The sequence below is a fragment of the Pseudomonas sp. CHM02 genome (genome assembly GCF_000612585.1).
GTDB lineage: Bacteria > Pseudomonadota > Gammaproteobacteria > Pseudomonadales > Pseudomonadaceae > Aquipseudomonas.
Genome location: NZ_JFCA01000018.1, coordinates 48,015 through 67,669, shown reverse-complemented (window position 1 = coordinate 67,669; position 19,655 = coordinate 48,015). Strand labels below are relative to the sequence as shown.

The window sequence follows — 19,655 nt, the reverse complement described above, 5'->3', positions numbered from 1 at the left end:
CATCGTACAACTATAAAAAGATTCGTCAACTGCAATTCATCTGACTTCATCTGGTGACGCGTTTAGACGTGTGTTCTTGACGTAGGAAGTTTTTCCTCTATGCTCTGGATGGCTGTATATACATACAGCTATTACGGAAGATTCCTACGACATAGCAAGGAGCTAACATGTCAGGTCTAGAACTCGCTGCACCCGAAAAGAACCCGCCTACCCTGCGCTTCGAAGGGGGTGAACACACCGCCATAGGCGACGACACGCTGTTGCGTTTCGTCAAAGACGCACCGGCCATTCCCGCACGCCAAGTCGAACTGCACCTGCCCAACGGGCTGGCGCTGACCTATGGCCAAGTGATCGCGCTGGGCGGCGACTTCTATGGCATCCCCGGCCAGCCCATCAGCGACGGCGCCTCCCCCGCTGATCGTGTGCAACGCTTTACCGCAGCGTTCAACAGCCTGGCGGTACTGCCCGCCTCGCGGGAAGAAGCGCACAAGATCCTCGCGGTGATGCAAAAGGAGATCAATGCGGTCAACCAGGCGATCAAGGATGGCAAACAAGCTCATGAAGCCTATGACGCCTTGGGTGATACGTTGTCCGAGGAATGGAACCGCATCACTGGCGGCGGCAGTGCGGTGTCGGCGCTGATTCCACTGGGCCGCTACCTGAAACTGGCGGCGGACAATGCCGACCACTTCGGCGAATGGGCGCTGTCGGCGTACCTGGCAGGCCATACGGCGGCGCTGCAACAAGCCGTTGTGGCGCACCAAACCGGCACCGACCAGGCGCTGGAACTGGCGTATGCCATGAACAGCTTTGCCGATCACTTTTTGACCGACCTGTTCTCCGCCGGGCACTTGCGTGTCCCACGCAAACAACTCGCAGCGGTGGTGACACCCGGTGAACTGGGTTCGCTGATCAGTCGCTTCATGCACGATGAAGACAGCAAATTCGGGCTCAAGGTGCGCAATGCCATGGGCGATCAATGGCACGCCTATGGCGATAAGCGCTACTTCGACGCTATCGATGTGGACAATCGAGTGCAGGTCAAACGTGCAGTACAGGCTTCGGCGGATGAAATTTTCGAGACCTTCATCAGCGGCGTGGCGCCCTCGCCGGCCAACTTCAAGGCGCCGCTGTATGTGCCGGACCTGAATGCAGCGCAGAACCCGGCGAACAACTTTTCGCCGCTGTTCAAGGCAGAAGGCAATAAGGTGCTGCGCCGCAAGGACGTGAATGACCTCAACGACAAGCACTGGACCAACGATTGGTGGGGGTGGAGCACGTACCTGCTGCTCAAGGACTACAAGCCAAATCAACCAGCAAGCGAATAGCGTTGAACTGGAGCCAGCTTGCCGGCGATGGCGATCTCACGAACGCTATCGCCGGCAAGCCGGCTCCTACATTAATGCGGTGTGCCGTTTAACCGCGCTGCGCCTCCGCCTCTTCATGGGCATGGCGCAGCCGCTCCCGGCTATTGGTCAGGTGCAAGCGCATGGCCGCCCGCGCCGCATCCGAATCCTGGCGGGCAATCGCCTCGTAGATCTCTTCGTGTTCACGACTCAGGCGGCTCATGTAGTGTTGCTGGTCATCATGAGCCAGGCGCGCTGAATTCAGGCGGGTACGCGGAATGATGCTGGTGCCCAGGTGGGTCATGATGTCGGTGAAGTAGCGGTTGCCGGTGGACAGCGCAATTTCCAAGTGGAATGCGAAGTCGGAGGCCACTGCATCGCCGGCATGGGCCGCGCTTTCATTCAAGGCGTCGAGTGCCGCACGCATGGCGGCCAGTTGTTCGTCGCTGCGACGTAAAGCTGCAAGACCGGCGGACTCCACTTCCAGGCTGATACGCAGCTCAAGAATCGCCAGCACATCACGCAATGTCACCACAGTGGCCGGGTCGATGCGAAAGCCGCTCGGACTCGGCGTGTCCAGCACAAAGGTGCCGATACCGTGGCGGGTTTCCACTTGCCCCGCCGCCTGCAAGCGCGAGATGGCTTCACGCACCACCGTGCGACTGACCCCATGGGCGTCCATGATCGCCGACTCAGTGGGCAGTTTGTCGCCGCGCTTGAGCTGGCCATCGCGGATCTGCTCGGACAACACCGTGACCAATTCCTGGGCAAGGCTGCGGCGCTTGCGGGGAAGACGAGGGGCGGTGTTGGCGTTTTCCATGATGAATCATCTTTCTCGGTGAGCTTGAGCACGCATCATAGCCCATGGTGGTTGTACGATCACCGTCTGGGCGCGACTTTCATCCTTATCCTGCGCGCAAAAAAATGCCCCGACACAGGTCGAGGCATTTTTGCGGCTCACCCTAAGGCGAAAGCCGGTTATTTCACCACTTTCAGGCTCGGCCGGCCACTGGGGCGCGGTGGCTCGGAATCCGGTGGCGGCAGATCATCGCCCTCTTCGGTTTCAATCGATTCGTCATCCTCGAAAGGCGACTCCAGATCGAACACCATGCCTTGGCCGTTCTCCCGGGCATAGATGCCGAGGATGGCGCCAATCGGCACGTACAGCGTATGCGGCACACCGCCGAAACGCCCTTCGAAGCTAACCGCTTCATTGTCCATGTGCAGGTGGCGCACGGCGCTGGGTGATACGTTCAGCACAATCTGCCCGTCGCTGGCAAAACCCTGCGGTACCTGAACCGCAGGAAATTCGGAATTGACCAGCATGTGCGGGGTGCAATCGTTGTCCACAATCCACTCATAGAGCGCGCGGACCAGGTAGGGTCGACTGGAGTTCATCAGCGGCTCCTTAAGCCTTAGCGCATATCGCGTTCGACACCAGACAGACTCGCCTGGAAAGCCTCACGCGCAAACTGGCGCTCCATGTAATCAAGCAGCGGCTTGGCAGGCCGCGGCAGTTCAATACCGAGAATCGGCAAACGCCAGAGTATCGGTAATAGGCAGCAATCCACCAAACTTTGTTCCTCACTGAGGAAAAAAGGTTTATCGGCGAACAGCGGCGAAACACCGGTCAGGCTCTCACGCAATTCCTTACGCGCCTGCACACGTGCCGCCTCTTTGCTGCGGGTATCCAGAATCACATCCACCAACCCGCACCAGTCGCGCTGGATCCGATGGATCAGCAAGCGGCTGTTGGCACGCGCCACCGGGTACACCGGCAGCAAGGGTGGATGCGGGTAACGCTCATCCAGGTATTCCATCACGACGGTCGACTCCCACAACGCCAGGTCACGATCGACCAGGGTGGGCAAGCTGCCGTAAGGGTTCACTTCGATCAGTTTCGGCGGATGACGGCCCGCTTCCACACTGATGATCTCGGCGCTGACACCCTTCTCTGCGAGCACGATACGTACTCGGTGGGAATAGTGGTCGGCGGGGTCGGAGTAACAGGCCAACCGATTGGTCACGCCCATGGCGGTCCTCCTCGCTTGTTGAAATTATCGAAAGCTCAAAAACGAGCGCGCCCAGAGAGCATCCCTGTAACGCCTGGTACAACCAGACCGCTACGTATTCAGAGATGCCGCTGGGCGCGCAAGATTAACAGCAATTGCTTACGGTTGGATCAATGCACATCCTTCCAGTATTCGCGTTTGAGCAGATAGGCGAATACGAAGAAGAAGGCCAGGTACAGCAACACATACGTACCGATGCGCTGATGCTGCAGTTTGACCGGGTTGGCCGAGTAGGCCAGGAAGGTCACGAGGTTCTTGACCTTCTCGTCGAACTGCTCGTCTGTCAACGAACCTGGGGTTTCTATCTTCAGTTGATCGCACGCTTCATGGGTCAAAGGCGTGCCGGTCAACGGATCGTATTGCTTCTTGCCGTCTTCAACGACCTGAATCTGCTTGCATCCTACCACTTGCCTGCCTTGCAGGCCGACCAGAACGTTAGGCATGCCGACGTTCGGGAACACGCGGTTGTTCACACCCCAGGGGCGCGCCGGGTCTTCGTAGAAGGACTTCAGGTAGCCATAGAGCCAGTCGGTACCGCGCACACGCGCCACCAGGGTCAGGTCGGGCGGTGCGGCACCGAACCAGGCCTTGGCATCAGCCGGCTGCATGCCGATGTTCATGTGGTCGCCGATCTTGGCGCCGGTGAACACCAGTTTCTCCAGCATCAGTTCATGGGGAATACCGAGGTCATCGGCCACCCGCTCGTAACGCTGGAACTTGGCGCTGTGGCAGCCCATGCAATAGTTGGCGAACGTCCGTGCGCCGTCTTGCATAGCCGCCTTGTCAGACACGTCAATATCGACTTTTTCCAGCTCCGGGCCGCCATGCTCGGCAGCGAAGGACAGTAGCGGCAGGGCCGCAAACATGAGTGCAACGAATAACTTTTTCATCAGCCAGTCACCCTTTCCGGAACCGGTTTGGTCTTCTCGAGCCGGGTGTAGAACGGCATCAGAATGAAGTAGGCGAAGTACAGGAAGGTGCAGACCTGCGACAGCAGCGTACGCTCAGGGGTCGGCGCCAGAACGCCCAGTACACCCAGGATCACGAATGCGATGCAGAACACCCACAGCCAGATCTTGCTCAGCCAGCCCTTGTAGCGCATGGACTTGACCGGGCTGCGGTCGAGCCAAGGCAACACGAACAGCACCGCGATGGCCGCGCCCATGGCGATCACGCCCATGAGTTTGTCGGGGATCGCGCGCAGGATCGCGTAGAACGGCGTGAAGTACCAGACCGGGGCAATGTGCTCAGGCGTCTTGAAGGCGTTGGCCTGTTCGAAGTTAGGCTTCTCCAGGAAATAACCGCCCATCTCCGGGAAAAAGAACACGATCGAACAGAACACGAACAGGAACACCACTACGCCGACAATGTCTTTCACGGTGTAGTAAGGGTGGAACGGAATGCCGTCCAGCGGTACGCCGTTTTCGTCCTTGTGCTTCTTGATGTCCACACCATCCGGGTTGTTGGAACCCACTTCGTGCAGCGCCAGGATGTGCAGCACCACCAGGCCCAGGATCACGATCGGCAAGGCGACCACGTGCAAGGCGAAGAAGCGGTTCAGGGTGATGCCCGAGATCAGGTAGTCACCACGGATCCACTGCGTCAGGTCATTGCCGATCACCGGGATCGCACCGAACAGCGAGATGATCACCTGGGCCCCCCAGTACGACATCTGGCCCCACGGCAGCAGGTAACCCATGAAGGCTTCGGCCATCAGCGCCAGGTAGATCAGCATGCCGAAGACCCACACCAGCTCACGAGGCTTCTGGTAGGAGCCGTAGAGCAGGCCGCGGAACATGTGCAAGTAGACGACGATAAAGAACGCCGACGCACCGGTGGAGTGCAGCAGGCGCAGGATCGAGCCGTACTCGACGTCGCGCATGATGTACTCGACGGAGGCGAACGCCTCTTCTGCCGATGGGGTGTAGCTCATCGTCAGCCAGACGCCGGTGACGATCTGGTTGACCAGCACCAGCAGTGCCAGAGAACCGAAGAAGTAGAAGAAGTTGAAGTTTTTGGGCGCGTAGTACTTGCTGAGATGGTCCTCCCACATTTTAGTGGCGGGGAAACGCGCATCCACCCAATCCATGAACTTGCTCATCAGGCTTTCTCCCCCTCGTCGACGCCAATGACAATGACACTGTCAGTCTCGTAGTGATGCGGCGGAACTGGCAGGTTCAAGGGTGCGGGCTGTGACTTGTAGACGCGACCGGCCAGGTCATAGTGGGAGCCGTGGCAGGGGCAGAAATAGCCTCCGACCCAGTCCTTGCCCAAGTCGGCTGGAGCGACTTCGGGGCGGAAGGTAGGCGAGCAACCCAAGTGGGTGCAAATACCGATCAGCAGCAGAATTTCCGGCTTGATCGAGCGAACTTCCTTATCGACGTAAGCGGGTTGGTCGGAATTCTTCGAGTCGGGGTCAGACAGCTGACCTTCGATTTTCTTCAGATTCCCCAGGATTTCCTCAGTACGACGAACGATGAATACTGGCTGACCGCGCCACTCAGCAATCATCTGCTGGCCTGGGTCGATCTTGCTGACATTCACCTTCACCGGTGCACCTGCGGCTTTCGCCTTGGCACTGGGAAACCATGACCCCACGAACGGGACCGCAGCCCCCACCGCTCCTGCAGCACCCACCACGGATGTGGCTGCTACCAAGAAGCGACGCCGGCCTGCATTCACGCCGTCATTGCTCATTCAGTCCTCTCCCATCAGCTTTTTGGCCTGTTAAATCAGACGTCTACTAAGTGTTGTATCTGTACTTATAAAAATTTTGCCGAATGGTAATGAAAAGCCACACGTATGACAAGGGAATTGCCCTGGGCTCAGCCTCCAGGCCTTGTAGTATAGGGGGTCTACGGATGTGGCAAGTTGTCACGGCGATTTTTATGCATAAATTGCAGGCAATAAAAAAACGCCAGCTCCGTCGAGGAGGCTGGGCGTTTTTGTGGAACGTAAAGCGAATTAACGCTTCGAGTACTGCGGACGCTTACGCGCTTTACGCAGACCGACTTTCTTACGTTCAACTTCACGGGCATCACGAGTCACGAAGCCAGCTTTGCGCAGAGCGCCACGCAGGGTTTCGTCGTACTGCATCAGAGCGCGAGTGATACCGTGGCGGATTGCGCCAGCTTGACCACTTACACCGCCACCGATAACGGTGACGTAGATGTCGAACTTTTCAACGGTCTCGGTCAGTTCCAGCGGCTGACGAACTACCATGCGGGCAGTTTCGCGGCCGAAGAAGTTGTCCAGGGAGCGGTTGTTGATCGAGATGTTACCAGTGCCCGGACGCAGGAAAACGCGTGCGGTTGCGGTTTTGCGACGGCCAGTGCCGTAATTTTGAGTCGCCGACATAATGAACTATTCCGTTAAAACTTCAGTTCTTGGGGCTGCTGAGCAGCATGAGGGTGTACAGCGCCCGCATAGACTTTCAGCTTGCGAAACATATCGCGACCCAGTGGGCCCTTAGGCAGCATGCCTTTGACCGCGATTTCGATCGGGGCTTCAGGCTTCTTGGCAATCAGGCCTTCGAAGTTGGAAGACTTGATACCGCCTGGGAAACCGGAGTGACGGTAGTACATTTTGTCGCTTGCTTTGTTGCCGGTTACACGAACCTGCTCAGCGTTGATGATCACGATGTAGTCACCGGTGTCAACGTGAGGGGTGTACTCAGGCTTGTGCTTGCCACGCAGACGGCTGGCGACTTCAGTGGCCAGACGACCCAGGGTCTGACCAGCGGCGTCGACGACAAACCAGTCGCGCTGAACTGTTTCCGGTTTTGCAGTAAAAGTTGTCATTCTTTAATAGCCTCAGGGGCCGCCCTGTAAATTAGACGGCGGATCTTACTGAATAGTGCGTACTTTGACAAGTCAAAGGCAGCCGGATACAGACGCTATCGGGGGCTCGGGTCGGCGCGTCCGTTCAACGGCAAGATTCTTCGGCAGGCGGCGCATCACTTCCACTGCAGAAAGAGGTGGGCAATTATGCAGATTGCGAAAAAAAATTCAACCTGCTTTTATGATTGTTTTCCCCGAAGGAGTACCCGATGGATTATCGACAGCTGGGCCGTACGGATCTGAACGTGAGCGCGATAGCCCTGGGCACCATGACCTGGGGCGAGCAGAACAGCGAGGCAGAGGCCTTTGCACAGATCGAGCGGGCCAAGGCCGCGGGGATCAATTTCCTCGACACGGCCGAAATGTACCCGGTGCCGCCCAAGGCCGACACCTACGCCACCACCGAGCGCTACATCGGTAATTACTTCAAGAGCCGTGGCGACCGCGCCGACTGGATCCTCGCCAGCAAGATCGCCGGCCCCGGCAACACCATCGACTACATCCGCGATGGTCACCTGCGCCACAACCGCAAGCACATCGTCGAAGCCCTGGACGCCAGCCTCAAGCGCTTGCAGACCGACTGGATCGACCTCTACCAGTTGCACTGGCCGGAACGCAGCACCAACTTCTTCGGCCAGTTGAGCTACAAGCACAAGGACGAAGACGATCTCACGCCGCTGGAAGAAACCCTCGAAGCGCTGGACGAGCAAGTCAAGGCGGGCAAGATCCGCCACATCGGCCTGTCCAACGAAACGCCGTGGGGCACCATGAAATTCCTGGCCCTGGCCGAAGCCCGCGGCTGGACCCGCGCGGTGTCGATCCAAAACCCCTACAACCTGCTCAACCGCAGTTTTGAAGTGGGCCTGGCGGAAGTCGCGATTCGCGAACAATGCGGCCTGCTGGCGTACTCACCGCTGGCGTTCGGCATGCTCAGCGGCAAGTACGAAAACGGTGCCCGCCCGGCAAAGGCACGCCTGACGGAATACAGCCGCTTCAGCCGCTACTTCAACCCGCAATCGGAAGCGGCGCGCAGCCGTTATGTCGCACTGGCGCGGGAGCACGGCCTGGACCCGGCGCAGATGGCCTTGGCGTTCGTGACCCAGCAGCCGTTCGTGACCAGCAACATCATTGGCGCCACCAGCCTGGAGCAACTGGACAGCAACATTGCCAGTGCCAACCTGACGTTGTCGAAAGAGGTGCTGGAGGGGATCGAGGCGATTCAGAAGGATCATCCAAACCCAGCGCCTTGATTGATCCTTAGACCGCTATCGCCGGCAAGCCGGCTCCTACATTGGCAATGCATCCCTCTGTAGGAGCCAGCTTGCCGGCAATGGCGTCATCAGCCCTACCCAGGGTCAAAGCGCCCGCGCAATGATCTCCTTCATGATCTCATTGGTCCCCGCATAGATCCGCTGCACCCGCGCATCCGCCCACGCCCGGGCGATCGGGTATTCCCACATGAAGCCGTAACCACCGTGCAATTGCACACACTCATCGAGCACCTTGCATTGCAGGTCCGTGGCCCAGTACTTGGCCATCGCCGCCGTGGGCACATCCAGCTTGCCTTCCAGGTGCAACGCCATGCACGTGTCGACGAACACTCGACCGATCTGAATCTCGGTAGCCATCTCCGCCAACTTGAACCGCGTGTTCTGAAAGTCGGCAATCGCCTTGCCGAACGCCTTGCGCTCGCGGGTGTATTCCAGGGTCCATTGCAGCGCCGCCTCGGCTGACGACAGCGCGCCAATCGCCACGGTCAGGCGCTCCTGAGGCAATTCCTGCATCAGGTACGCGAAACCCATGCCCGCCTGGCCCAGCAGGTTTTCCTTGGGCACCCGCACATCCTGGAAGAACAGCTCCGAGGTGTCCTGTGCCTTCATGCCGACCTTCTCCAGGCGCTTGCCCTTGTCGAAGCCTGGCGTGTCGGCTTCCACCAGGAACAAGCTGGTGCCCTTGGCGCCGGCCTTGGGATCGGTCTTGGCCACTACAATCACCAACTCGGCAAGGTAGCCATTGGTGATAAAGGTTTTGGAGCCGTTGATCACGTACTCATCGCCGTCCAGCACGGCAGTGGTCTTGACCCCCTGCAGGTCGGAACCGGCTCCCGGTTCGGTCATGGCAATGGCCGTGACCATCTCGCCGGAGATCAATTTGGGCAGGTATTTGTGCTTCAGCGCCTCGCTGCCGTAATGCAGGATGTACGGCGCGACAATGTCCGAGTGCAGGGAAAAGCCGATACCGGTCAAGCCCAGCCGACTGATCTCTTCGATCACCACCGCGCTGTACAGAAAGTCCGCGCCCAGCCCGCCATATTCCTCCGGCAGATGGGAACACAGCATGCCCGCCTCCCCTGCCTTGCTCCATAAACTGCGGTCGATGTAGCCCTGTTTCTCCCATTGACCATGGAACGGCACGGCGTCTTTTTCGAGGAAGGTGCGCACGCTCTCGCGGAAGAGTTCGTGTTCCGGGCTGAACAAGGTTCTGGGAATCATGGGTCACCTGCGTGGATTGTCGGACAAGGACGAACCCACAGAGACTATGCCGCGAAGGCATCACGGGACACTGGACACATGCGACAAAAAATAAGACGATCCAGCCGTCTGGTGACCACTTTCCCCTATAAGAATAAATGAAATTATGTCTAACCAAATCTCCACGCCGTTGCGGCGCGTCAGCATTTTGGCCATTGATCGGGTATTCGCTTCAACCCTCATGCAAGCCAAGGATTTCTTCCATCTCGCCAGCCTGCGTTACGGCAAACAGCAAGGCCTGGGCCTGACACCCGCGTTTGAAACGCGCCTGGTCAGCCCCGACGGGCAATCGGTACGCAGCTTCAGTGATGTGATCATGCCGGTGGACGGCGGCCTGGAAGACGCCGACATCATCGTGCTGCCGGCCTTCTGGGATGACTTCGATGCCTTGTGCAGGCGCTACCCGCAGGTGCTGCCGTGGTTGCGCGAACAGCACGCACGCGGTGCGGTGCTGTGCGGCGAAGCCACCGGGGTGTTCTGGCTGGCCGAAGCCGGCCTGCTCGACGGCAAGGAGGCAACCACCTACTGGCGCTTCTTCAACGCCTTCAGCGAACGTTTCCCCAAGGTCCAGCTCAACCAGGACAAGCACCTCACCGACGCCGACAACCTGTATTGCGCGGGCGGCACCACCTCGGCGTGCGACCTCTACATCTACCTGATCGAACGCTTCTGTGGCGCCAACATCGCCCAGGCCGTGGCCCGCGACATTCTCTACGAGGTGCAGCGCAGCTATTCGCCTGGACGCATTGGGTTTGGCGGACAGAAGCTGCACCAGGACGTGATCATCCTGCAGATCCAACACTGGCTCGAAGAACACTTCGCCGATAAATTCCGCTTCGAAGACGTCGCAAGGGAACACGGCATGAGCATCCGCAACTTCATGCGCCGCTTCCAGACCGCCACCGGTGACAAGCCGCTGCATTACCTGCAGCGGCTGCGTATCGAGACAGCCAAAGGCCTGCTTTCGGGCAGCCGCAAGAGCATCAAGACCATCAGTTATGAGGTGGGTTACGACGATGCGAGTTTCTTTGCGCGATTGTTCAGGCAGCACACGGAGTTGTCGCCGAACCAGTACCGCCAGCAATTCCAGCAGGCCGCCTGATCTCAGGCAAACGCAAACCATTGTGGGAGCTGGCTGGCCCGCGATGGGTGTGTATCAGCCAGCAAATAAGTTGACTGATACACACCCATCGCGGGCAAGCCCGGCTCCCACATTAGATCTCCATTGAGCTGGAGATTGATTAAGGCTTGTGACCGCGCGACAGGAATTCGTGGGACTGCATTTCCAGCAAGCGACTCAGGGTGCGCTGGAACTCGAAGTTCAGGCGACCGCCGGTATACAAATCCTTGAGCTCGACTTCCGCCGAGATAATCAGCTTGACGTTACGGTCGTAGAACTCGTCGACCATGTTGATGAAACGTCGCGCGATGTCGTCGGTGGTGACGCTCATCTGTTCCACGCCACTGAGGATCACTGCGTGGAAGATCTTGCCCAGTTCAATGTAGTCGTTCTGGCTACGCGGGCCGTCGCACAGCTGGCGGAACTCGAACCAGGCCACGTCATCGCAGGTGCGCAGCGCGATGATTTCGCGATTCTCGATCATCAACTTGTCGTTTTCCACCGCCTGGGTGCATTCCGGCGTGAGGGCGCGGAAGCTCTTCTTCAGGCTTTCGTGGGCCGCTTCGTTCAGCGGGAAGTGGAACAGCTCCGCTTGCTCCAGGTGACGCAGGCGGTAGTCGACGCCGCTGTCGACGTTGACGATCTCGGTGTTCTGCTTGATCAGCGCGATGGCCGGCAGGAAGCGCGCGCGTTGCAGGCCGTCCTTGTACAAGCCGTCCGGCACGATGTTCGAGGTGGCGACCAGGGTCACGCCGTTCTTGAACAGCTCTTCCATCAAGGTGCCGAGAATCATCGCGTCGGTGATGTCGGAGACGAAGAATTCATCGAAGCAGATCACCCGCGCCTCTTGGGAAAAGCGCTTGGCGATGATGGTCAGCGGGTTTTTCTCGCCCGGCAGGGTCTTCATCTCTTCGTGCACGCGCTTCATGAAGCGGTGGAAGTGCGTCCGCACCTTTTCCTTGAACGGCAGCGCTTCGAAGAACGTATCGACCAGGTAGGTCTTGCCACGGCCCACACCGCCCCAGAAGTACAGGCCTTTGACCGGCGTGTGGTCTTTTTTGCCAAACAGCTTGCTGAACATCCCTGGCTTGCTCTGCGAGGCCGCGATCAGGTCATCGTACAGGCGCTGCAAATGACGCACCGCGTTTTCCTGGGCCGCGTCATGGAAGAATTCAGGGCGTTTCAGATCAGCTTGATATCGTTCTAGGGGCGTCATAATTTCGTTAGCAAGGCAACAAAAACGGGCCGTCACTGTAACGACGGCCTTGGATAATGGCAATCAACCCTTGGTCGGGTTAATCCTCGATGGGGGTCAACGCGACGCGCAAAGCGGCGATGGCTGCATCACGGGACGCTTCGTCGGCGAACTCGGCGCTGTCAGCGACTGCCGCGCCGTCCAGCCAAACACTGAAGCCCAGCGCCTCGGTGCGCAGGTCCAGCGCGCCGCCGCCTTGCAGTTGCTTGGTCACTGCGCCCGCCACCTTGCCATCGGCAAAGTTGCGCGACAGCAGCAGTTGCTCGCCGTCCGCCGCCAGCAGGCGGAAGCGGAAGCTGCCGTCGTCTTCACGGAAGCTCACGAAGCGCGCGGCTTTTGCGGCTTTCTTCTTGGTTGCGACCGGCGCGGCCGCCTGGTTGACAAACGAACGCAGGCCCACCGCCTCACGCAGCTCAGCCAGGAACGGCGCCGCCACCGCACGGGCCTTGTTGGCACCGACCAGCAGCAGGTCTTCCATGTCGGATGGGCGCGACATCAATTGATGGTAGCGCTCGCGGGCTTCGCCCAGTTGGCCATCCAACAGTTGGAACAGACGGTTTTTCGCCTCGCCCCAGCCCAGCCCTTGCAGCAGCTCGGCGCGGAACTCTTCTTCCTGGGCCTTGCTGGCAAACGCCTGGTACAGGGTGAACAGGTGCGAATTGTCCGGGTCCTTGGCTTCGCCGGGCGCGCGGGAGTCGGTGACGATCCGCGAGATGGCGTCCTTCATGTCCTTGGCGCTGGTGAACAGCGGGATGGTGTTGTCGTAGCTCTTCGACATCTTGCGACCATCCAGGCCCGGCAAGGTGGCGACGCTTTCTTCGATCAACGCCTCGGGCATGGTGAAGAATTCTTTACCGTTGCCGAACAGGTGGTTGAAGCGCTGGCCGATGTCGCGGGCCATTTCCACGTGCTGGATCTGGTCACGACCGACCGGCACCTTGTGCGCGTTGAACATCAGGATGTCCGCCGCCATCAGCACCGGGTAGCTGTACAGGCCCATGCTGATGCCCGCATCCGGGTCTTCGCCGGCTTCCACGTTCTTGTCCACCGACGCCTTATAGGCGTGGGCGCGGTTGAGCAGGCCCTTGGCGGCAACGCAGGTGAGCAGCCAGGTCAGCTCGGGGATTTCCGGGATGTCCGATTGGCGATAGAACGTCACGCGGTTCACATCCAGGCCGCCGGCCAGCCAGGTCGCGGCGATTTCCATGCGCGAGCGCTGGATGCGCTGCGGGTCATCGCATTTGATCAGGGCGTGGTAGTCGGCCAGGAAGTAGAAGGAATCGGCATTGGCGTCCTGGCTGGCGAGGATGGCCGGGCGGATCGCACCGGCGTAGTTGCCCAGGTGCGGCGTGCCGGTGGTGGTGATGCCGGTGAGGATACGGGTACGAGTCGTCATGGGTAATCGCTTGTCAGACTGCTATCAATTCGAGAGGCGCGGCAGCACCAGATCCTTGAGATCGGTCAGCTTGCCATGAAAAAAGTGTCCGCATTCTGCCACTTTCAGCAGCTCATGGGGGCGTTTCAGGGCGGCGGACCAGTCGTAGACGGTCTGCGGGTCGACCACTTCGTCGGTTTCCGGCTGGATCAGGGTCAGTGGGCAGCCTTGTGGCAACGCGTCGGTATCGCGCAGGCGCATCACCGCCGCGGCGACCATGAACAGGTGCGAGAGTTTTTCGCCCTTGGCTTCCAGGCGGCCGCCGAGGCTGGCAGCCACGTAGCCGCCGAAGGAAAAGCCGAGCAAGGTGAGCGGCAGCCCTGGGTGTTTTTCCCGCAGCCAGGTGGCGGCTGCTTCGGCATCGTCCACTTCACCGGTGCTCATGTCGTGGGTGCCGGCACTTGCGCCGACGCCACGGTAATTGAAACGCAATGTAATCAAACCGGCGTCGCGGGCGGTGCGTTGCAGGGTCGATACCACTTTATTGAGCATGGTCCCACCCTGCACCGGGTTGGGGTGGCAGATCAACGCCAGCCCACGTGGCTCGGGGTGATCCAGGTACAGGGCTTCCAATTGGCCTACCGGGCCATCGATCAAAACAGGGGTTTCACGCATGAGCAAGGAATGAACTCCGTGACCTCTCAAAGGGTCGACTCGTCTAGCTAAAAGTCTGTGCATGGCATCATTGCGAGCTTAATCGCGGTATACAGCGCAGGTCCGAGCCGTTAACGTAAAGCAAAGCCGTTTATAGAGGAAGGACTCGTGGAACACTCGCTCTTAGTTTGGTTGTTGCCGACTCTTGCCCTGGTTGCCGGTGTCGCCATTGGTTTCCTGGTTGCTCGCTTGCTGCCGAATGCCGCGCCTAACCGCACGCAGCGTCAGCTGGATGACATTCAGGAACGTTTTGACAGTTATCAGAACGAGGTTGTTACCCACTTCAACAGCACCGCGACCCTGGTCAAGAAGCTCACCCAGAGCTACCAGGAAGTACAGGATCACCTCGCCGATGGCGCCAATCGCCTGGCCCTCGACGACATTACCCGTCAGCGCCTGCTGGCCGCGCTGCATTCCGATGCACCGCAGACCCCACGGGAACGCTTGACCCCACCCCGGGAAAACCAGGAGCCACCACGGGACTACGCGCCAAAAACGCCGAACGCCCCAGGCATGCTGGATGAGCATTACGGCTTGAAGAAGTAAGTCGTCTTCAAGCACTGAAAAAGCCCGGCTGATCGATGATCAGCCGGGCTTTTTTTGGCTCACGATCAACCAACTGTAGGAGCCGGCTTGCCGGCGATGCAGGCGCCTCGGTATTTCTGACGTAACGAGGTGATGCTATCGCCGGCAAGCCGGCTCCTACAAGGACCGTGTCAGGACACGGGTTGCTCCTGCAATCGACCGCTGTCGATGCGCACATGCCGCCCATGGAAACGCTTGAGGCTGCTGCGGTGGCCGACGCTGACGATGCTCAGCCCCGGCAACTCATCGATCAGCGCCTGATACAACGTCGCCTCATCCTCTTCATCCATGGCCGAGGTGGCTTCGTCCATGTACAGCCACTGCGGCGCGAACAGCAACGCACGGGCGAAGGCCAGGCGTTGCTGTTCGCCCGGTGACAGCATGCGCTGCCAGTGATTGGCTTCATCCAGCCGGTCGACCAAGTGCGGCAGGCGGCAGGTTTCCAGGACCTGTGCATAACGTTCTGCGGGGTAGACGCTGTCGTCCTGTGGATAACTCAACACCGCCTTCAGCGTGCCAATCGGCAAATAGGGCTTCTGTGGCAGGAACAGGTAACGCTTGGCCGGCAGGCGAATGCTGCCGTGGCCAGCAGGCCAGAGATGGCCCATCGCACGCAGCAAGGTACTTTTGCCGCTGCCGGAACGACCGCTGAGCATCACACGCTGACCCGGCTCAACGACCATGTCGGCGTCGGTCAGCAGGTGACGACCATCGGCAAGGTCCATGCCCAGCCCTTGCACCACCAGGCGTTCGCCCTCGGCACTTACCTTGATGGCTGCTGGGCGTTGCTCGTTGTCACGCATGGCCTGCTGAAAGCTCAGCAGACGATCGCTGGTCGCGCGCCAGCCGGCCAGGTCGGCGTAGGCGCTGATAAACCAACTGAAGTTGCCTTGCACGTTGCCGAACGCCGAGTTGATTTGCATCAGCTCGCCCAACTCGATCTTGCCGGCGAAGTAGCGCGGCGCGGCCACGATAAACGCAAACACAATAGCGATCTGTTCATAGCCCGCAGTGAAGAACGTCAGGCGCTTGGACACCTTCATGATGTCCCAGTAGTTATGCCAGACCTTCCCGAAGCGCGCGCTCAAGCGTTGATTTTCGTTGGGCTCGCCGTTGTACAGGGCGATGCTCTCGGCATTCTCCCGCACTCGCACCATGGAGAAACGCAGGTCCGCTTCGAAGCGCTGTTGCTGGTTACTCAAGCCGATCAGACGGCGACCGATCAGATGGGTCAACCAACTGCCGACGACGGCGTACACCAATGCACACCAGAACATGTAGCCAGGGACCGTGATACCGAAGACCTCGATGCTGCCCGACACGCCCCACAGGATGATCGAGAACGACACCAGGCTGACCACGTTGCGCAGCAGGCCCAGGCCGAGGCTCAAGGTGTTCGAGGTAAAGCTGTTGAGGTCTTCGGAAATCCGCTGGTCCGGGTTATCGGTGTAGCCGCCCTGCTCCAGCTGGTAGTAGTTCTTGTGGCCAAGCCAGCGCGCAAAATGCTTTTCAGTGAGCCAAGCCCGCCAGCGGATCGTCAGCATCTGGGTCAAGTAGAGGCGGTATACCGCGCCGAGAATGGCCACCGTGGCGATGCCGCAGAAATAGCCGATCTGTTGCCAGAAGGCGGCGGTGTCCTTGTTCTCCAGGGCGTTGTAGAAGTCCTTGTACCAGTGGTTGAGCCACACGGAAATCGCCACGCTGAACAGCGACAGGCCGATCACCACCGCCAGCAACAACCAGGCCTTGCCCTTCTCTTCACTGCGCCAATAGGGCGTGATCATCGCCCAGGTGCGGCGAAAGAATTGCCCACGCACCGCGTCGTTGACCGCGGAGTACTCAGCGCTCTGATTCATCGTTCAGGCTCGGTAGGGAAAAGGTGACAGGCATTCGAACCGATCATAGTTGATCGGTTCGCAGCTCCGTGCGGCCTGAAGCAGATTGTTCAGCCGGCGTTCAGCGACGTACCGGGCGCTTCTGCAGCTTGCGCTGCAAGGTGCGGCGGTGCATGCCCAGGGCGCGGGCCGTGGCGGAGATGTTGCCTTCATGCTCGGTGAGCACGCGCTGGATGTGCTCCCACTGCAGGCGGTCCACCGACATCGGGTTTTCCGGCACCAGGGTGTCCAGGTCAGCGTGCTCGGACAGCAACGCTGCCAGCACATCGTCAGCATCCGCGGGTTTGCACAGGTAGTTGCAGGCACCGCGCTTGATCGCCTCGACGGCGGTGGCAATGCTGGAATAACCGGTGAGGATCACCACGCGCATTTCCGGGTCGAGTTCCAGCAGCTTGGGCAACAGCACCAGGCCGGAGTCGCCATCCATTTTCAGGTCGAGCGCGGCGTAGTCCGGCAGGTCGGCCTGGGCGATGGTCAGGCCTTCCTCGGCAGACCCCGCGGTGCTGACCCGGAAACCGCGACGGCTCATGGCGCGCGCCATCACGCGGGTAAAGGTGGCGTCGTCATCTACCAGCAGCAAGTGCGGCAGTTCTTCGCCTTCGACTTGGATCTCGTCACTCATCGATATCTCCTCGTGCGACACGGGGCAGGCGCAGCTCGGTAAGCGTGCCGCCTTCCTCATGACTATAGAGCTTCACTGAGCCGCCCGCGCGGGTCACGCTGGCCTTGCTCAAAAACAGGCCGAGGCCGAAGCCTTTGCCCTTGGTGGTAAAGAAGGGTTTGCCGATCTGCTCGGCAATGGCCAGCGGCACGCCCGCGCCGTGGTCACGAATACTGATGGTCACGTTTTCCGCGTCCCAGTCCAACTGCACGCCCAAGCCCTCGGGGCAGGCGTCGGCGGCGTTGTTCAGCAGGTTGAGCAGCGCCTGGGTCAAATCCGGCGGCGGCGCCATGCGTGGCACAGTGCCCTGCCCCAATAGATGAAAACGATAACTGGCTTCGGGGCGCATCAGGTGCCAGCGGTTCAAGGCTTCGTCGAGCCACTGGGTCACGTCCTGCATCTCCACCGCCAGGCGGCGATTGGCTTCGGCGGCGCGCACCAGTTGCTGCAAAGTCTGCTTGCACTGCTTGACCTGCTCCTGCAATACGCTCAGGTCATCCTGCAGGGCCGGGTCGTGATGGTCCTGAGTCATTTCCTTGAGCAGCACGCTCATGGTCGCCAACGGCGTACCCAGTTCATGGGCAGCGCCGGCGGCCTGGGTGGCGACGGCCAGCAGTTGCTGATCGCGCAGGCCTTCTTCACGGCGAATGGCGCGCAGCTCTTCCTGGCGCCGCAGTTCTTCGGCCATGCGTGCGGCGAAGAACGTGATGACCGCGGCGGACAGGGCAAAACTCAACCACATCCCGTAGATTTGCAGGTTTTCCCGGGCGATGGGGAAGGTTTGCAGCGGGTAGAAACGCGCCAGCAACAAGGTGTACAGGGTCAGGGCGATGCCCGACAGCACCACCGAATAGCGCCACGGCAGGGTCACGGCGGCGATGGTCAGTGGCACCAGGTAATAAGAAACGAACGGGTTGGTGGAACCGCCAGAGAAATACAGCAACACACTGTGGATAAACAGGTCGCAAGCCAACTGCAGGGCGTATTCCAACTCGGTCACCGGCCAGGTGGTGCGCAACCGGATGGCGGTGAACACACAGAGCACGATGGAGAAGCCGAGGGTCACACCCAGTTGCAGCCACGGCAGCGGCAGCAGGTCGAACCAATACGCAAGCCCGACGGAGCCGGCCTGTGCGGCCAGGACCAGGGTGCGGATGAACGTCAGGCGCCAGAGGTTCTGGCGGGTGGCGGAAGTCAGTTTTACGGCGGCGAGCATGAGCTCTCCCGGTGAGCGCTGCAGGCGGATCGGCAGGAGTATAAACGAAGCGACGCCTCGGACATTGGGTGTGTGGCTCTTTGACGCAGGGCAATGCAGCTTCAAGTGACAAGCTTCAAGCAGCAGGAATCCGCGGGCCTTTTAGCGTGTAGCTTGCAGCTTGAAACTTTTTTTCTAATTCGTAAACCCGAAGAACCCAACGCCACCGTCTACAGTCATACCGAACACGAATCCCCCAAGGAGCTTCCATGTCTCGTTTCATTCGCAGTACCGCCTTCATGACCCTCAGCGCCAGCGCCCTGGCCAGCCTGCCGGCAATGGCCGCCGATGAGCTGCATTACAACCAGATTTCCCTGCGCGCCGAGGTCAGCCAGGAGGTGGCCCGCGACAAGATGATCGTGACGCTGTACACCGAATCCCAGAACAGCGACCCGGCCAAACTGGCTGCCGAAATCACTACCACCATGAACACGGCTCTGGGCCAGGCCCGTGAAGTCAAAGGCGTGACCCTGCGCCAGGGCAGCCGCAACAGCTACCCGATCTACGACAACAAGAACCAGAAGATCACCGGCTGGCGCGAGCGCGCCGAGCTGCGCCTGGAAAGCGCAGACTTCCCGGCGCTGTCCAAACTCACCGGCGAGCTGCTGAATACGTTGAAGATGGAAAACATGGACTTCGCCATCGCCGACGCCACGCGCAAGTCCAGCGAAGATGCGTTGCTCAAGGACGCGGTCGCCGCGTTTAAAGCACGCGCGCAACTGGCCACCGATGCGTTGGGCGGCAAGGGCTACAAGATCGTCAATCTCAACTTCAACACCAATGGCTACCCGATGCCTTATGCCCGTGGCGCGATGATGATGAAAGCCGCCATGGCGGATTCGGCGCCGACACCTGAAGTGGAGGCGGGTACCAGCCAAGTGTCTATGTCGGCAGACGGAGTAATTGAAGTCATCCAGTAAAGACTTCAACCCTGTGCAAAAACGGCGCGAACTGAAAAACGCGCCGTTTTTTTCGCCTGAAACAAACCAGATAAAACACGCGTCTTG

20 protein-coding genes are annotated in these 19,655 nt (G+C 59.7%); 5 read left to right on the top strand and 15 right to left on the bottom strand.

Features of this window, described 5'->3' with window-relative positions:
• The first annotated feature begins 167 nt into the window (after positions 1 to 167).
• Positions 168 to 1,328 carry a phosphatidylcholine-hydrolyzing phospholipase gene (locus tag BM70_RS0112195; RefSeq protein ID WP_025856286.1) on the top strand — a complete coding sequence of 387 codons (1,161 nt, stop codon included), beginning with the start codon at positions 168 to 170 and terminating at the stop codon, positions 1,326 to 1,328.
• A gap of 88 nt (positions 1,329 to 1,416) precedes the next feature.
• Here the strand turns inward: BM70_RS0112195 and BM70_RS0112190 are convergent, their stop codons facing one another.
• The 8 genes from BM70_RS0112190 to rplM form a co-directional block, all read right to left on the bottom strand.
• Complete coding sequence (locus tag BM70_RS0112190; RefSeq protein WP_025856285.1) at positions 1,417 to 2,166, bottom strand: FadR/GntR family transcriptional regulator; 750 nt, start codon at positions 2,164 to 2,166, stop codon at positions 1,417 to 1,419.
• Between the two features lie 158 nt (positions 2,167 to 2,324).
• The gene (locus BM70_RS0112185; protein ID WP_025856284.1) at positions 2,325 to 2,744 is read right to left on the bottom strand and encodes a ClpXP protease specificity-enhancing factor; all 420 of its coding nucleotides are present in this window, start codon (positions 2,742 to 2,744) and stop codon (positions 2,325 to 2,327) included.
• 17 nt (positions 2,745 to 2,761) lie between these two features.
• Complete coding sequence (locus BM70_RS0112180; RefSeq protein WP_024073431.1) at positions 2,762 to 3,379, bottom strand: glutathione S-transferase N-terminal domain-containing protein; 618 nt, start codon at positions 3,377 to 3,379, stop codon at positions 2,762 to 2,764.
• Between the two features lie 149 nt (positions 3,380 to 3,528).
• Complete coding sequence (locus BM70_RS0112175) at positions 3,529 to 4,308, bottom strand: cytochrome c1 (protein WP_025856283.1); 780 nt, start codon at positions 4,306 to 4,308, stop codon at positions 3,529 to 3,531.
• Entirely contained in the window at positions 4,308 to 5,519 is a 1,212-nt protein-coding gene (locus BM70_RS0112170; protein ID WP_016971568.1) for a cytochrome bc complex cytochrome b subunit, read from the bottom strand. The genes BM70_RS0112175 and BM70_RS0112170 overlap by 1 nt, the downstream gene beginning before the upstream one ends.
• Positions 5,519 to 6,115: a ubiquinol-cytochrome c reductase iron-sulfur subunit gene (gene petA, locus BM70_RS0112165; RefSeq protein WP_016971569.1), complete on the bottom strand. Its 597-nt coding sequence runs from the start codon at positions 6,113 to 6,115 to the stop codon at positions 5,519 to 5,521. Before petA ends, BM70_RS0112170 begins: the two co-directional genes overlap by 1 nt.
• A 267-nt stretch (positions 6,116 to 6,382) precedes the next feature.
• Entirely contained in the window at positions 6,383 to 6,775 is a 393-nt protein-coding gene (gene rpsI / locus BM70_RS0112160) for a 30S ribosomal protein S9 (protein ID WP_002555064.1), read from the bottom strand.
• 14 nt (positions 6,776 to 6,789) lie between these two features.
• Positions 6,790 to 7,218: a 50S ribosomal protein L13 gene (rplM, locus tag BM70_RS0112155; RefSeq protein WP_003188508.1), complete on the bottom strand. Its 429-nt coding sequence runs from the start codon at positions 7,216 to 7,218 to the stop codon at positions 6,790 to 6,792.
• Positions 7,219 to 7,466: 248 nt separating this feature from the next.
• Here rplM and BM70_RS0112150 point away from each other — a divergent pair, with 248 nt between their 5' ends.
• Positions 7,467 to 8,507: an NADP(H)-dependent aldo-keto reductase gene (locus BM70_RS0112150; RefSeq protein ID WP_025856281.1), complete on the top strand. Its 1,041-nt coding sequence runs from the start codon at positions 7,467 to 7,469 to the stop codon at positions 8,505 to 8,507.
• Positions 8,508 to 8,612: 105 nt separating this feature from the next.
• Here BM70_RS0112150 and BM70_RS0112145 read toward each other — a convergent pair whose 3' ends face one another.
• Positions 8,613 to 9,749 carry an acyl-CoA dehydrogenase family protein gene (locus BM70_RS0112145; RefSeq protein ID WP_025856280.1) on the bottom strand — a complete coding sequence of 379 codons (1,137 nt, stop codon included), beginning with the start codon at positions 9,747 to 9,749 and terminating at the stop codon, positions 8,613 to 8,615.
• 220 nt (positions 9,750 to 9,969) lie between these two features.
• Between BM70_RS0112145 and BM70_RS0112140 the strand changes: the two genes are divergently transcribed.
• Positions 9,970 to 10,890: a GlxA family transcriptional regulator gene (locus BM70_RS0112140; protein ID WP_177326553.1), complete on the top strand. Its 921-nt coding sequence runs from the start codon at positions 9,970 to 9,972 to the stop codon at positions 10,888 to 10,890.
• Positions 10,891 to 11,029: 139 nt separating this feature from the next.
• Here BM70_RS0112140 and zapE read toward each other — a convergent pair whose 3' ends face one another.
• The 3 genes from zapE to BM70_RS0112125 all read right to left on the bottom strand — a co-directional run bounded on the left by zapE (position 11,030) and on the right by BM70_RS0112125 (position 14,213).
• The gene (gene zapE / locus BM70_RS0112135) at positions 11,030 to 12,124 is read right to left on the bottom strand and encodes a cell division protein ZapE (RefSeq protein WP_025856278.1); all 1,095 of its coding nucleotides are present in this window, start codon (positions 12,122 to 12,124) and stop codon (positions 11,030 to 11,032) included.
• 79 nt (positions 12,125 to 12,203) lie between these two features.
• Positions 12,204 to 13,559 carry a tryptophan--tRNA ligase gene (locus BM70_RS0112130; protein ID WP_025856277.1) on the bottom strand — a complete coding sequence of 452 codons (1,356 nt, stop codon included), beginning with the start codon at positions 13,557 to 13,559 and terminating at the stop codon, positions 12,204 to 12,206.
• A gap of 24 nt (positions 13,560 to 13,583) precedes the next feature.
• On the bottom strand, positions 13,584 to 14,213 hold the full coding sequence (locus BM70_RS0112125) for an alpha/beta hydrolase (protein ID WP_043274230.1): 630 nt from the start codon (positions 14,211 to 14,213) through the stop codon (positions 13,584 to 13,586).
• 147 nt (positions 14,214 to 14,360) lie between these two features.
• On the opposite strand from BM70_RS0112125, the gene BM70_RS0112120 reads away from it, so the two are divergent.
• Positions 14,361 to 14,798, top strand: a complete 438-nt coding sequence (locus tag BM70_RS0112120; protein ID WP_003171734.1) for a YhcB family protein — start codon at positions 14,361 to 14,363, stop codon at positions 14,796 to 14,798.
• A 170-nt stretch (positions 14,799 to 14,968) separates the two neighbouring features.
• Here the strand turns inward: BM70_RS0112120 and BM70_RS0112115 are convergent, their stop codons facing one another.
• The 3 genes from BM70_RS0112115 to BM70_RS0112105 form a co-directional block, all read right to left on the bottom strand.
• The gene (locus BM70_RS0112115) at positions 14,969 to 16,693 is read right to left on the bottom strand and encodes an ABC transporter ATP-binding protein/permease (protein WP_025856275.1); all 1,725 of its coding nucleotides are present in this window, start codon (positions 16,691 to 16,693) and stop codon (positions 14,969 to 14,971) included.
• Between the two features lie 100 nt (positions 16,694 to 16,793).
• Positions 16,794 to 17,354 carry a response regulator transcription factor gene (locus tag BM70_RS0112110; RefSeq protein WP_003171731.1) on the bottom strand — a complete coding sequence of 187 codons (561 nt, stop codon included), beginning with the start codon at positions 17,352 to 17,354 and terminating at the stop codon, positions 16,794 to 16,796.
• Entirely contained in the window at positions 17,347 to 18,609 is a 1,263-nt protein-coding gene (locus tag BM70_RS0112105; RefSeq protein WP_025856274.1) for an ATP-binding protein, read from the bottom strand. The genes BM70_RS0112110 and BM70_RS0112105 overlap by 8 nt, the downstream gene beginning before the upstream one ends.
• Positions 18,610 to 18,857: 248 nt before the next feature.
• Between BM70_RS0112105 and BM70_RS0112100 the strand changes: the two genes are divergently transcribed.
• Positions 18,858 to 19,568, top strand: a complete 711-nt coding sequence (locus BM70_RS0112100; RefSeq protein WP_025856273.1) for an SIMPL domain-containing protein — start codon at positions 18,858 to 18,860, stop codon at positions 19,566 to 19,568.
• Positions 19,569 to 19,655 lie beyond the last annotated feature (87 nt).